This window comes from Streptomyces gossypii (assembly GCF_025165795.1).
In the GTDB taxonomy this organism is placed as follows: Bacteria; Actinomycetota; Actinomycetes; order Streptomycetales; family Streptomycetaceae; genus Streptomyces; species Streptomyces gossypii.
The window spans coordinates 44,836-58,256 of the sequence record NZ_JAJAGO010000005.1 but is presented as its reverse complement, the minus strand read 5'-3'; the positions used below and the strand labels follow the sequence as shown (position 1 = coordinate 58,256).

Annotated in this window: 12 protein-coding genes; 3 read left to right on the top strand and 9 right to left on the bottom strand. The window is 72.3% G+C overall.

The window, feature by feature from the left end; translation table 11 throughout:
* Positions 1–7: 7 nt before the first annotated feature.
* From hflX to miaA, 5 genes are all read right to left on the bottom strand, one after another.
* Entirely contained in the window at positions 8–1,507 is a 1,500-nt protein-coding gene (gene hflX, locus LHJ74_RS11880; RefSeq protein WP_260217924.1) for a GTPase HflX, read from the bottom strand.
* 158 nt (positions 1,508–1,665) lie between these two features.
* Positions 1,666–3,636, bottom strand: coding sequence for a RelA/SpoT family protein (locus LHJ74_RS11875; RefSeq protein WP_260217923.1), 1,971 nt, complete (start codon positions 3,634–3,636; stop codon positions 1,666–1,668).
* A 138-nt stretch (positions 3,637–3,774) separates the two neighbouring features.
* Positions 3,775–4,701, bottom strand: a complete 927-nt coding sequence (gene dapF / locus LHJ74_RS11870; RefSeq protein WP_260217922.1) for a diaminopimelate epimerase — start codon at positions 4,699–4,701, stop codon at positions 3,775–3,777.
* Between the two features lie 81 nt (positions 4,702–4,782).
* The gene (locus LHJ74_RS11865) at positions 4,783–5,238 is read right to left on the bottom strand and encodes a hypothetical protein (protein ID WP_260217921.1); all 456 of its coding nucleotides are present in this window, start codon (positions 5,236–5,238) and stop codon (positions 4,783–4,785) included.
* Positions 5,239–5,344: 106 nt separating this feature from the next.
* A complete protein-coding gene (miaA, locus tag LHJ74_RS11860) occupies positions 5,345–6,313 on the bottom strand; it encodes a tRNA (adenosine(37)-N6)-dimethylallyltransferase MiaA (protein WP_260217920.1) in 969 nt (322 codons plus the stop codon).
* Positions 6,314–6,569: 256 nt separating this feature from the next.
* Between miaA and LHJ74_RS11855 the strand changes: the two genes are divergently transcribed.
* Entirely contained in the window at positions 6,570–6,854 is a 285-nt protein-coding gene (locus LHJ74_RS11855; protein ID WP_260217919.1) for an antitoxin, read from the top strand.
* A gap of 179 nt (positions 6,855–7,033) precedes the next feature.
* Here LHJ74_RS11855 and LHJ74_RS11850 read toward each other — a convergent pair whose 3' ends face one another.
* The 3 genes from LHJ74_RS11850 to miaB form a co-directional block, all read right to left on the bottom strand.
* Entirely contained in the window at positions 7,034–7,789 is a 756-nt protein-coding gene (locus LHJ74_RS11850; protein ID WP_260217918.1) for a class III extradiol dioxygenase subunit B-like domain-containing protein, read from the bottom strand.
* 43 nt (positions 7,790–7,832) lie between these two features.
* Positions 7,833–8,111, bottom strand: coding sequence for a hypothetical protein (locus LHJ74_RS11845; RefSeq protein WP_260217917.1), 279 nt, complete (start codon positions 8,109–8,111; stop codon positions 7,833–7,835).
* A gap of 80 nt (positions 8,112–8,191) precedes the next feature.
* A complete protein-coding gene (gene miaB / locus LHJ74_RS11840) occupies positions 8,192–9,691 on the bottom strand; it encodes a tRNA (N6-isopentenyl adenosine(37)-C2)-methylthiotransferase MiaB (RefSeq protein WP_260217916.1) in 1,500 nt (499 codons plus the stop codon).
* Between the two features lie 154 nt (positions 9,692–9,845).
* Here miaB and LHJ74_RS11835 point away from each other — a divergent pair, with 154 nt between their 5' ends.
* Complete coding sequence (locus LHJ74_RS11835) at positions 9,846–10,856, top strand: TAXI family TRAP transporter solute-binding subunit (RefSeq protein WP_260217915.1); 1,011 nt, start codon at positions 9,846–9,848, stop codon at positions 10,854–10,856.
* On the opposite strand, the gene LHJ74_RS11830 is transcribed toward LHJ74_RS11835, so the two are convergent.
* The gene (locus tag LHJ74_RS11830; RefSeq protein WP_260217914.1) at positions 10,846–12,207 is read right to left on the bottom strand and encodes an MFS transporter; all 1,362 of its coding nucleotides are present in this window, start codon (positions 12,205–12,207) and stop codon (positions 10,846–10,848) included. The genes LHJ74_RS11835 and LHJ74_RS11830 overlap by 11 nt on opposite strands.
* A gap of 55 nt (positions 12,208–12,262) precedes the next feature.
* Between LHJ74_RS11830 and LHJ74_RS11825 the strand changes: the two genes are divergently transcribed.
* Positions 12,263–13,243: an ArsR/SmtB family transcription factor gene (locus LHJ74_RS11825; protein WP_260217913.1), complete on the top strand. Its 981-nt coding sequence runs from the start codon at positions 12,263–12,265 to the stop codon at positions 13,241–13,243.
* The last annotated feature ends 178 nt before the right edge of the window (positions 13,244–13,421 follow it).

Sequence of the window (13,421 nt, the reverse complement as noted above, 5' to 3'; positions counted from 1 at the left end):
ACCGGACTCAGAACTGCCCGGAGGGTACGAAAGCCCGCAGCTCCGCCGCCAGCTCCTCGTGCACCCGGGCCTTGAGCAGAGTGCCTTCCCCGGTGTGCTCCTCGGAAAGCACCTCGCCCTCGGCATGGGCGCGCGAGACCAGCCCGCCCTGGGTGTACGGCACGAGCACTTCCAGCTCGACCGAGGGACGCGGCAGTTCCGCGTCCAGCAGGGCCCGCAACTCGTCCATGCCCTGACCGGTACGGGCGGAGACCACCAGCGCGTGCTTCTCCTGCCGCAGCAGCCGCTGGAGCACCAGCGGGTCAGCGGCGTCGGCCTTGTTGACCACCACGATCTCGGTCACGTCGGAGGCGCCCACGTCACGGATCACCTCGCGCACCGAGGCCAGCTGCTCCTCGGGCACCGGGTGTGAGCCATCCACCACATGCAGGATGAGGTCGGAGTCGGCGACCTCCTCCATGGTGGAACGGAACGCCTCGACGAGGTGATGCGGGAGGTGCCGCACGAAGCCGACGGTGTCCGTCAGCGTGTACAGCCGCCCGCTGGGCGTCTCGGACTTGCGCACCGTCGGGTCGAGCGTGGCGAACAGTGAGTTCTCCACCAGGACGCCCGCGTCGGTGAGGCGGTTGAGCAGCGAGGACTTGCCCGCGTTGGTGTAGCCGGCGATGGCGACCGAGGGCACCTTGTGACGCTTGCGGTCCTGGCGCTGGATGTCGCGGCTGGTCTTCATCTCCGCGATCTCCCGGCGCATCTTCGCCATCTTCTCGCGGATACGCCGCCGGTCCGTCTCGATCTTGGTCTCGCCAGGTCCGCGGGTGGCCATCCCGCCACCGCCCGCGGCGCCGGAACCACCGCCGCCCATCTGCCGGGAGAGTGACTGACCCCAGCCTCGCAGCCTCGGCAGCATGTACTGCATCTGGGCGAGGGCCACCTGGGCCTTGCCCTCACGGGACTTGGCGTGCTGCGCGAAGATGTCCAGGATCAGCGCGGTGCGGTCCACCACCTTGACCTTGACGACATCCTCGAGATGGATCAGCTGGCCCGGGCTCAGCTCGCCGTCGCAGATCACGGTGTCGGCACCGGACTCCAGCACGATGTCCCGCAGCTCCCGCGCCTTGCCGGAACCGATGTACGTCGCCGGGTCCGCCTTGTCCCGGCGCTGGATGACGCCGTCGAGCACCTCGGCGCCCGCCGTCTCGGCGAGGGCGGCAAGCTCCGCGAGGGAGTTGTCCGCGTCCTGCGCCGTGCCCGTGGTCCAGACACCGACGAGCACCACGCGCTCCAGGCGGAGCTGCCGGTACTCGACCTCGGTGACGTCCTGAAGCTCGGTGGAGAGCCCGCCCACCCTGCGCAGGGCCGCGCGGTCGGACCGGTCGTACTGATCGCCGTCCCGCGCAACGTCGGCCTCGTCACTCCAAGCAACGTCCTCTTCCATCAGGGCGTCGGCTCGGCGGTTCGTCTCGGCGATGCGCTGGCCGTTGTACGGAAGGGAAGAAGAGGAGGTCATTGGATCCTTACTCGAGAGAGACAGGTGGCTGCTTACAGGCGAACGCCTGATACGACGGGATGATTCCCCCCGAAGCGGGTGCTGATTCGCCGTCGCCACAGATGGTGGCACGGCCGACGCGGCGCGTCATCCGGATTTGCGGTGCGAAAGCGTGGGGTTCAGCTCGCCGAGAGATGGTGTGCGGCGCGGGTGACGTCGTAGACGCCGGGCACGCGGAGCATGGCGCGCATCAGCGCGGGCAGACCGGTCGGGTCGGGAAGCTCCAGCGTGTACGTGTGGCGAACGCGTTGTTCCCTCGGCGGTTCGACGTCGGCGGAGACCACGGCGGCGCCCTCGGCGGCGATGGTCTCGGTGAGGTCGGCGAGCAGCTGGGGGCGGCCGAACGCCTCCGCGAGCAGGGTCACGCGGGAGTCCGCCACCTTCTCCTCCGCCTCGCTGCCCGCGCCCCGGGGCACGGGAGGTACGGACGGCGGCCCGGGAGTTGCAGGCGGCGCCGGGGTGAGCGGAGCGGCTTCGTCCCCGCCGGGGCTCTCCGGACCGCCGGAGGAGGTCCCCACCGCGGACGGGGCCGCCGGATGTGCCGCGAGCCACTTGCGGATGGCGATGCGGGCGGCGGGGGTACGGGCGTGGTCGAGCCACTCGGGGGCGGGTGCGTACGCGGTGGCGGCCGTCGCCGGGGCGAGGAATAGCTGCACCGTGTCCGCGTCGCGCAGGACCGTGCTCAGAGCCGTCAGCCGTCCGTTCACCCTAGCGCCGATGCACCGGTGGGCGGCCTCGCCGTGCTGGGCGTAGGCGGCGTCCACACAGCTGGCGCCCGCAGGGAGGGGCAGGGTGGCGCTGTCGGCGCCGGGGCTGCCGTCGGTGCAGTACACGGTGATCTCGTGGTCCTCGGCCAGCTCGTCACGCAGCTCGCTCCAGAAGGTGTCGGAGTCGGCGGTGTGGCTCTGCCACTCCAGGAGTCGGGACAGCCAGCCGGGCCGGGTGGGGTCGGCCCGCTCGCCGTCCGGGACCGTCGCGGCCTCCCCCGCACCGCCTGCCGGTGCGGTGTGCGGATCGCCCAGGGCGATCACTCCGGCCTCGGCGACGTGGTGCATCTGCTGGGTGCGCACCAGCACCTCGGCGACCCGGCCCCCGGTGTCGGCGACAGCGGTGTGCAGCGACTGGTAGAGGTTGAACTTGGGCACCGCGATGAAATCCTTGAACTCGGACATCACCGGCACAAAGCAGGTGTGCAGTTCGCCGAGGGCCGCATAGCAGTCGGCGTCCTCCTCGACCAGGATCAGCAGCCTGCCGAAGTCACAGGGCCCCAGATCGCCCCGTTTGCGCCCGAGGCGGTGCACGGAGACGAGGTGCCGTGGCCTGATGAGCACCTGGGCGTCGATCTCCGCCTCGCGCAGCACCGCCCGTACCGAGGCGGCGACCTGGGTGAGCGGGTCCGAACGGGTGGTGTGCTCGCGGATCAGCTGCTGGGTGCGGGCATGCTCGTCCGGCCGCAGGATGGCGAAGACCAAGTCCTCCAGCTCGCGCTTGAGCGCCTGCACTCCCAGCCGCTCGGCCAGGGGGATGAGCACGTCGCGGGTGACCTGGGCGATCCGGGCCTGCTTCTCGGGGCGCATCACCTTGAGGGTGCGCATGTTGTGCAGCCGGTCGGCGAGCTTGATGGACATCACCCGCACGTCGCTGCCGGTGGCGACGAGCATCTTGCGGAAGGTCTCGGGCTCCGCGGCGGCGCCGTAGTCGACCTTCTCCAGCTTGGTGACGCCGTCGACGAGGTGGCAGACCTCGGTACCGAACTCCGATCGGACCTGGTCGAGGGTGACATCGGTGTCCTCGACGGTGTCGTGCAGGAGGGACGCGGTGAGCGTGGTGTGCTCGGCGCCGAGCTGGGCCAGGATCAGCGTGACGGCGAGCGGATGAGTGATGTACGGCTCGCCGCTCTTGCGCGTCTGCCCTCGGTGCGAGGACTCGGCAAGGAGGTAGGCGCGGCACAGCGCGTCCAGGTCGGCGCCGGGGTGGTGGGCCCGGTGTGCCTGCGCGACATGCTCGATGGCGTCCGGCAGCGCGCCGCGTGACGCGGGCCGGAGCAGGGCGGCCCGACTGAGCTTCCGAAGGTTACGCACCGCACCCATGGGCACCTCCCGCTCCTGGACACCCCGGGTCCCGGGACTCCGATGCTACCGACCCCACCGCGGTCGGCCGACCGGCTCTTGCCCACCGTGAGATGGATCACCCAATCGAGGGATGTTTAGCGAGCCGCCGCCGGTGGTTCAGTCGACCGTGAGCGGCAGCGCGGCCGGGTCCAGAACACCCTCCGCGACGATGACGGCGGGGCCGGTCATCTCGATCCGCCCGTCGGTGTCCTCCGTGATCAAGAGCCTGCCACCGAGCACGTCCACGGTGTAGGTGACCGGGACTCCGTCGACCACGGGGTCGGCGCCGTCCCGCCGGGCGGCGGCGACCATCACGGCGCAGGCGCCCGTACCGCACGAGCGGGTCTCGCCCGAACCTCGCTCGTGGACCCGGAACGCGACGTGGCGCGGCCCGCGGTCGACGACGAATTCGACGTTCGCCCCGTCCGGGTAGGCGGCGGCGGGCGCCACGGAGGGCGCGTCCAGGAGCCGCCCCGCATGCGCGAGGTCCTCGACGAAGGCGACGGCGTGCGGATTGCCCATGCTGACCCGGCGCGCGGGCCAGTGGCGTTCACCGACGGTGACGGTGACCTCGCCCGCCGGGAGATCCGCCCGGCCCATGGCCACGGTGATCTCTCCGCCGATGCCTCCGGCGGGGCCGTCAGATGTGTCAGAGCCGGTGGCTGCGCGCTCTCCGGCCAGCCGCACCCGCCGCAGACCCGCACGGGTGGCCACCGTCAGCTCACCCGGCTTCACCAGCCCGGCGCGTTCCAGATAGCGGGCGAAGACGCGCACCCCGTTCCCGCACATCTCGGCGACGCTGCCATCGCTGTTGCGGTAGTCCATGAACCATTCGGCCTCGGCGGCCATGCTCCGGCCTTCCGGATGCCGGGCGGACCGGACGACCCGCAGCAGCCCGTCGGCACCGACCCCGGCGTGGCGGTCGCACAGCCGTGCCACCGCCTCGGGGGACAGCCGGAGCGTGCCCTCCGGGTCGGGGAGGATCACAAAGTCGTTCTCGGTGCCGTGCCCCCTGAGGAAGGGCACCGGATGCGCGCTGGTCACCCCACCGATGGTACGGGAGCCACCGGCTCCGGCCGCAAACGGCCGGAGCCGGACTCAGGTCGTCAGCGGAGTCGGGGGTCGTCAGCTGAGTCGGGCGACGCGCCAGACTGCCAGCACGGCGAGGGTGCCGAGGACCACCGTGTAGAGCAGGATCACCCGCCAGTCGGCGCGCTGCCCGGTGCCGGGCGACGGCAGTCCGGGCCAGGTGTGGCCCACCCGCCGGGCGGCCATCACGCCCCAGCCCGCGGCACAGCCGCAGATCAGCAGCCCGAGCATGGAGACGACCGCACCCGAGCGGCCGCCCGGCTCGAAGGCCAGCGGAAAGGCGAACATCAGCGAACCCAGCGCCCCGAGAATCACGATGGGCACCAGCTGCCACAACCTCAGCCGCCGCTGGGGACGCAGCTCCTGAGGTTCCACAGGCGGCTCGCCGTCGGGTCCGTCCGCGCCGTCGAGGCTGCCGACGCCGTCCAGGTCGCCCGCGGCGTGGACGTAGTCGACCCGGGACTCTTCGTTGTCGCGAGGGCTGGCCTCCATCGCCACCCACCCTCCCAACTCCGGCTACTCGGCTCGAACGAGGTTGATGATGGCACGGCCGGACAGCACCCCAGGACGCCCAAGACGTCCCGATGCCATCACGTGATCAGGCTGTGACCGCTCGTTCGAGCAACGTCAGCGCCCGGTCCGTGAGTTCCGCCCGGTCCGCGGCGGCGCCGCTGAGCCAGTGCACCCGCGGATCGCGGCGGAACCAGGAGTCCTGGCGGCGGGCGAAGCGCTTGGTGGCCCGGATGGTCTCGGCCCGCGCCTCATCCTCCGTGCAGTCGCCCGCGAGCGCCGTGAGCACCTGCTGATAGCCGAGCGCACGCGAGGCCGTACGGCCCTCGCGCAGGCCCGCCGCCTCCAGCTCCCGCACCTCATCGACCAGGCCCGCCGCCCACATTCCGTCGACACGGTCGGCGATCCGCCGGTGCAGTTCGGGGCGGCCGACGTCGACACCGATCTGCAACGTCGGGTACATCGACTCGTGTCCGGGCAGGTTCGCGGTGAACGGGCGTCCGGTGATCTCGATCACCTCGAGGGCGCGTACGACACGCCGCCCGTTGCTGGGCAGGATGGCGTGTGCGGCAGCCGGATCGGCGTGCGCGAGACGGCCGTGCAGCCACCCGGAGCCGCGCTCGGCCAGTTCGCCCTCGAGCCGGGTCCGTACCGCCGGGTCCGTACCGGGGAATTCCATGACGTCGATGGCCCCGCGCACATAGAGCCCGGAGCCCCCGACGAGCACCGGGGTGCGGTCACGGGCGAGCAACCGGTCGATCTCCTCGCGGGCGAGCCGCTGGTACTCGGCGACGCTGGCCGCGACCGTGACGTCCCAGACATCCAGGAGGTGGTGCGGAACGCCGCGCCGCTCGGCCGGCGACAGTTTCGCGGTGCCGATGTCCATGCCTTGATAGAGCTGCATGGAGTCGGCGTTGATGACCTCACCCCCCAGCTGCTGGGCGAGGGCGACGCCCAGATCTGACTTTCCGGCCGCGGTGGGGCCGACGACTGCGATGACCCGGGGGGTGGGCGTGGGGGTTTTCACGGCGCAAGTCTCCCAAACCTCCCCCGCCATCTGAGCCGACCTGGATTTATGGCGGAGACTCACCCGTCACGGAGAGTGAATTCACGGTTCCGACGGGGCGTCGCGCCCTTGGAACGTTGCGTACGGGACTGCTGGGCGGCGGCGAAAATTCACCCACACGGGTATCGTCAGAAGTGGATATGGGCGTATTTGCCATGTCCTGCCGGTTTCTTGACGAGAGAAGCGGCGGACAGCGGGAGACCCAGCGAAGCGCCCGCAGTAGCAGCCACGACGGAAGGTGACCGCCATGGGCTTCATGGACAAGGTCAAGGGCATGCTCGGTCAGCACGGCGAGAAGGTCGAACGGGGGGTCGACAAGGGGTCGGACACGTTGGACGCCAAGACCGGCGGCAAGCACTCCGACAAGATCCAGAAGGGTACCGGGAAGGCCAAGGGCGCCATGGAACGCGCGCGTGACGAGCGCCGCGGCGGAGAAACGGGTGGCGGAGCGTCGCACGGCGGAGAGCACCGCGGCGGAGAGCACCGCAGCGGAGAGCACCGCAGCGGCCCAGGCGGCGGCGACGCCGCCTGAACCAGGCGCCCGGGCGGGCTACGGCCGCGTCGGACGCGGCCCCCGCCGCCTCTGACGCGGCCGACCCGCCTGCCTGGGAGGAAGAGCGCGCCCAGCCGCCGCCAGCTTTGCCCTCCGGGAGGACGGAGCTACTTCGACGCCCCCCTAGTCCGCGTGAACAACCCAGCGGGTCAACACACCTAGGCCCAGCTCGCGACCATGTAGCCGACGCCGTACGGGGCCGCGTCGTAGAGCAGCCGCCCGCTGAGCCCGGCACCCTCCGCCGCGCCCGCGAGGACCTGCCAGGACGCACGGCCCGCAGCCTTGAGCTCGTACGCCAGTTCCTCGTCCAGCGCGAGCAGCCCGGCGAGGTCCGCCGCGCCGAGTGCCGTGCCCGCTGCGGCGTCGAAGGCGGCTGCGCGCTCGTCGAAGTAACCGGGAGCCTTCAGCGTCCGGCATGCGCTGCCGTCGCCCATGACCAGCAGCGCCACCCGGGGCGCGCTCTGGGCGACCTCCCGCCCGGTCGCGGCGCACCGCTCGCGGGCCAGCAGCTCCCCCACGCCCAGCCCCTCCACGGGGGCAAAGTTCCAGCCGGTACGCGCGAGCAGCCAGGCGCCCACGGCCAGCGACGGCGGCAGCTCGCGTACGCCGCCGCCAGGGGCCGGGCTGCCACCCGTGCCCGGACCGGCCGGGCCTTTGGCAGGCCCCGGACCGAGGGTCACCTGGAGATCGGTGCCGAAACCACGGAAGGAACCTCCAGCCCCCTGCGGATGCGGCCCACGGCCCGGCTGGTCGGCGGGGCCCACGACGACCAGCCGGTCCACCCTCGCGGCCGTGAGGACGCCGATCGCGTCGAAACAGGCCGCGCGGGCGTCGTCCATCTCATGAGCGGCGCCCCCGGCGACTTCGGGCACCAGCAGCGGCGGGCAGGGGCATACGGCGGCGGCGACGAGCATGGCGCGCAGCTTAGACGAAGCGGCGGACGGCCGCGCCGGGCCGCTACTTGGCGGCCGAGTCCCACTCCAGCTCACACACCCGGAAGTGGTACGGATACGACCTGCCGAAGGCTCCGTCGCCGACGAGCAGCCATCCGTCCGCGGTGCGGTAGAGGCGCTTCCGCTTCGGTGACGTGGGATGCCGCGGGTTGTAGTAGCGGATGTGATGGCGCATCCGCTCCTCCGCCTCCTCCCGCGTCCCGTCCACCTCGTCCAGGACCTCGACCAGCCCGGGCACGTTCCCCCCGAGGTCCTTGTGCACAAGCAGTCCCCAGCGCGCCATCCCCGCCCCCTTGTCCGTCACATTCTTCGGATCCGCCGCGTCCCTCGCTTCCCGTCCGCCTCAGCGCGGCTCAGTGCGGCTCAGCAGACGCTGCAGCCCCCGGTCGCGGCCGGCTGCTCCGGCGGAGCGCCTACGGTCGGCAGACCGAGCAGGACGCCCGTCAGCCCGTCCTCGGGGGCAGCGGTGCGCGCCTCCCAGGCGTCACCGGCACGGGTGCGCCGCACCGAGTGCGCGGGCGCTTCCGCGAGCAGATGGTGCGGCGCGGCGTAACTGATCCCGACCGTGGCGACGTCTCCCGGGCGCACGGCCTGCTCGGGACGCCCGAAGTGCACCAGCCGGTTGTCCGGCGCCCGCCCGGAGAGGCGCCGCGTCGCGCCGTCCTTACGGCCCTCGCCCTCGGCGACCAGCACCTCCACGGTGCGGCCGACCTGCTTCTTGTTCTCCTCCCAGGAGATCTCCTCCTGCAGGGCCACCAGCCGCTCGTAACGCTCCTGGACGACCGCCTTGGGCAGCTGTCCGGGCATCTCGGCGGCCGGGGTGCCGGGCCGCTTGCTGTACTGGAAGGTGAACGCCTGCGCGAACCGTGCCTCACGCACCACGTGCAGGGTCTCCTGGAAGTCCTCCTCGGTCTCGCCGGGGAAGCCCACGATGATGTCGGTGGAGATCGCGGCGTCCGGCATCGCCGCGCGCACGCTCTCGATGATGCCCAGGAAGCGCTCCTGCCGGTAGGACCGGCGCATCGCCTTGAGCACCCGGGACGAGCCGGACTGCAGCGGCATGTGCAGCTGGGGCATCACGTTCGGCGTCTCGGCCATGGCCGCGATCACGTCGTCCGTGAAGTCGCGGGGGTGCGGCGAGGTGAAGCGGACCCGCTCCAGGCCCTCGATCCGGCCGCAGGCACGCAGCAGCTTGCCGAACGCCTGGCGGTCGCCGATGTCGCTGCCGTACGCGTTGACGTTCTGACCGAGCAGGGTGATCTCGCTGACGCCCTCCGCGACCAGCGCCTCCACCTCCGCGAGGATGTCCCCGGGACGGCGGTCCTTCTCCTTGCCGCGCAGCTGCGGCACGATGCAGAAGGTGCAGGTGTTGTTGCACCCGACGGAGACCGAGACCCAGGCCGCGTACGCGCTCTCGCGCCGCGTCGGCAGTGTGGAGGGGAATGCCTCCAGCGACTCGGCGATCTCGACCTGCGCCTCCTCCTGGACGCGGGCGCGCTCCAGCAGCACGGGCAGCTTGCCGACGTTGTGGGTGCCGAAGACGACATCGACCCAGGGCGCCTTCCGCACGATGGTGTCGCGGTCCTTCTGCGCCAGGCAGCCGCCCACGGCGATCTGCATGCCGGGGCGGGCCGCCTTGCGGGGGGCGAGCTGGCCCAGGTTGCCGTACAACCGGTTGTCGGCGTTCTCCCGCACCGCGCAGGTGTTGAACACGACGACGTCGGCTCCGTCGGCGCCCTCGGGCGCCCGGACATAGCCGGCGTCCTCCAGCAGGCCCGCCATCCGTTCGCTGTCGTGGACATTCATCTGGCAGCCGAACGTGCGGATCTCGTAGCTTCGGTGAAGGCTGTCCTGCGCGGTCATGGCACCAGGGTAGGCGGTGCCTGTGACAGTCCCCGACCCCGGCGTACGCCGCGGGCTCGGTGCGCGGAGCGCGACGCACGCCGCGCTGCCTTGTTCGCTCCCGTCGGCGCCCCTGCCGTCGGGCCGCGCACAGGGGTGCTGGCAGGATCGGGACATGGTCCGCCTCCCGGTACGCAACGGCACGGCCCTGCGCGGTGTGCCCGGAAGATGGCGGGCCGCGGGCGCCGTGGCCCTCGTGCTCGGAATGCTGCTGTGGTGGCTGCTGCCGGATGGCGGCACGGCGCCCTCCGGGAAGATCACGTTCGCCACCGGCGCGCCGACCGGGGTGTACGCGCGGTACGGCACGCTCCTCCAGCAGCGAATGGCCCGCGATGTGCCCAAGCTGCGGATGGAACTCGCCTCCAGCCAGGGTTCCGTGCAGAACATCGACATGGTGGTGGCCGGCCGTGCGGACTTCACCATCGCCCAGTCCGACGCCGTCGCGGCCTATCTGGACGCAGGGGGCGAGGACGCGGAGCGGCTGTCCGCGTGTGCTCGGCTGTACGACGACTACATGCAGCTGATCGTGCCCGCCGGATCCCCGGTGCGCAGCGCGAAGGACCTGGGCGGGCTGCGGGTCGGGCTGGGATCGGAGCGGTCCGGGGTGAGCCTGGTCGCCGGGCGGCTGCTGAAGGCAGCCGGACTGGACCGGGACAAGGACATCGAGGAGGTGCCTGCGGGCATCGACCGGCTGCCGGGAATGCTGGAGCGCGGCGAGCTGGACGCGTTCTTCTGGTCGGGCGGCCTGCCGACGACCGCGATCGAGCGGCTGGCCGAGAAGACCGGCATACGGTTGGTCCAGCTCGGCGACCTGATGCCGCGGCTGCACGCGATGGAGCCGGAGACCCGCTACTACCGCGCCGCCGTGATGCCCGCGGACGCGTACCCGAGTGTGCAGCAGGGCGAGCCGGTCAACACGGTGGCGGTGGCGAATCTGCTGGTCACCACGGACCGTACGGACCCGGAGGTGGCCGAGGCGCTCACCCGCTCGCTGATCAACAGCCGGGACCAGATCGGCAACGAGGTGCACGCGGCGCAGAAGGTCGATCTGCGCACGGCCATTTACACCGACCCGCTGCCGCTGCACCAGGGTGCCGAGCGCTACTACCGGGCGGTCAAGCCCTGACGCGGGTCGGCGGGCCGTCCGGGTGCCGGGGGCCGTCCAGTTGCTGCGGTCCGTCCGGGAGATCGCGCAGCGACCGGAGCGGTGAGAGCAGCACCGGCAACCAGACCAGCGCCAGGCATATCCCGCCGGCCCACAGCGCGGCGCGCACCGAGACGTATGCGCCGAGGAGCCCGGCCAGCCCCGAGCCCACCGCCAGCGCGCCGGTCAGCAGGAACCGGAAGGTGGCGTTCATCCGGCCGAGCAGTCCGTCCGGGGTCATGCGCTGCCGCAGGCTCACGGCGAGGACGTTGTCGACACCCACCTTGGCGGTGGTCAGCAACCAGCCTGCCCCCGCGGCCCACAGCCACCCTCCGGTGTCGAGCAGAGGCAGCAGCAGGCCCGCCGGGGCGACGACGAGGCCCACCACGCCCAGCGTGCGGCCGTAGCCGAACCGTCGGGCCAGCGGCCGGGCACAGCGCGAGCCGAGCAGGACACCGACTCCTCCGGCACTCCAGAACAGACCCAACGCCGTCGCGGAGAGGCCCAGTTCCCGGGTGAACAGCACCGGCAGCATGGTGTTGACCAGCTGCGCGCCCAGGTTGGTGAGTGCGCCCCCGAGCGCGAGGGCGCGCAGCCGCGGGCTGCCGAGCACGTGGGAGAGCCCCTCCCGGATCTGCGGCCACAGCCCCGGTCCGCCGCCCTCCACCGCCGAGCGGGGCGGTGGCGCCGGTTCGGGCTTCCGGATCCGGGCGAGGGACAGCGCGGAGACCAGGTAGCTGACGGCGTCGGCGGCGACCGCAGCGGGGGCCGAGACCAGCTGCACGAGAGAGCCACCGGCGCCGCGCCCCGCCACGCTGCCCGCGGCGTCGAGCCCGACCATGCCCGCGTTGGCGGCGACCAGCGCGTCCCGGTGCACCAGTTGCGGAAGGTGGCTGAGCGCCGCGACGTCGAAGAAGACGGTGGCGCAGCCGCTGAGCAGCACGACCACGTAGAGCTGGGTGAGAGTGAGCAGGTCGAGCGCCCAGCAGGCCGGTACGGACGCCAGCAGGGCCGCTCGCAGAAGATCGGCCAGGATCATCAGCCGGCGCCGCCGGAGCCGGTCCACCCAGGCGCCGGCGGGCAGGCCGATCAGCAGGAAGGCAACGGTGCTGAGCGTCGCCAGCATGCCGACCTCGCCGGGCCCGGCGTCCAGCACGAGCACCGCGACCAGCGGAAGGGCAACGTAGCCGATCTGGGTGCCCAGCTTGCTGACCGCCGCCGCGGCGAAGAGCCGGCGGAAGTCGGGGTCGCGCCAGGGCGACGGGGCGGGCGGGGCGGGCGTTACGGGCGGGGCCGAGGGGGCGGGTGGTGGGGTGGGAGGGTCCACAGACATGGCCGCGACAATGCCGACGCCATGCCCCTTCACCGAATGATTTAGCCTCAGCTGAATGCTGGAACTCGAGTTCACGGCCGCCGATCTGGCCCGCACGCGCTTCGCGCTCTCCCCGCTGTGGGAGGTGGTGGCGAGCGTGCGGGTGCTCAAGCGTCCCGCCGAGCATCCCCTCCTCCGGCCGTGGAGCGCTCTCGCCGGACCGGCGCTGGCGGCCTCGGGAGTGGACTGGGGGCTGTTGTCCGGGCTGGTGCCGGTCCCCACCCGGCTGATCCCCGGCTTCGTGTGCCCGCCGCCGTCGACCCCCGTGCCCGATCTCGGGGTGGAGCTGGCCACCCTGCGGGCGACACCGCCCGAGGCCGTGCGCGAGGGCGTCGACGCCCTCCCCGCACCGCGCACCGCCGAGATCGCCGCGCTGCGCGAGAACCCCGGGCGGGAACTCGGCAGGCTCGCCGACGGCATCGCGCACTACTGGGACGTGGCCCTCGCCCCGCACTGGCCGCGGATCCGCACTCTGCTGGAGTCCGATGTGCTGCACCGGGCCCGGCGGCTCGCCGAGGGCGGCACGCAACGTCTGTTCGACGACCTCGATCCACAGGTCAGCTGGGAGGAGGGCACGCTGCGGCTCGCACACCGGCACGTCTCGGGCGTCCGCGGCTTGGGCGGACGCGGCCTGCTGCTGGTGCCCTCGGCCTTCATCTGGCCGCGCATCTTCTCCGTCACCTCCCTCGCCGGCTCCGGAGGGCAGCCCGCGCTGCGCTACCCGCCGCGCGCCGTCGGCACGCTGTGGCAGCCGGCGCACACCACCCCTTCGGAGGCCCTTGCCCAGGTACTGGGCCGGTCGCGGGCGACGCTGCTGGCCGAGTTGGAGTCCCCGGAATGCACCACCGAGCTCGCGCGCCGCTCCGGCCTGTCCCCGGGCGGCGTCTCCCAGCATCTGAAGCTGCTGCACGCGGCGGGCCTGGTGTCCGCGCACCGTGCGGGGCACCGGGTGCTGTACGCCCGCACCGTACGGGGCGAGGCACTGCTCACCGGGTGACGCAGGCGGAGGCCGTACGCCTGCCGTACGCGCCCCGCGTACGGCCCTGCGCACCCGGGTAGATCTGCCCCGGCGGGCCCGCACGGGTGCGCCGGGCCCTACGTCAGCCGTGGGCACGGAGGGGGACGGCGGGCCGGCCACGGTGATACGGATGCCCGGGGATGCCCCACCGAAGGAG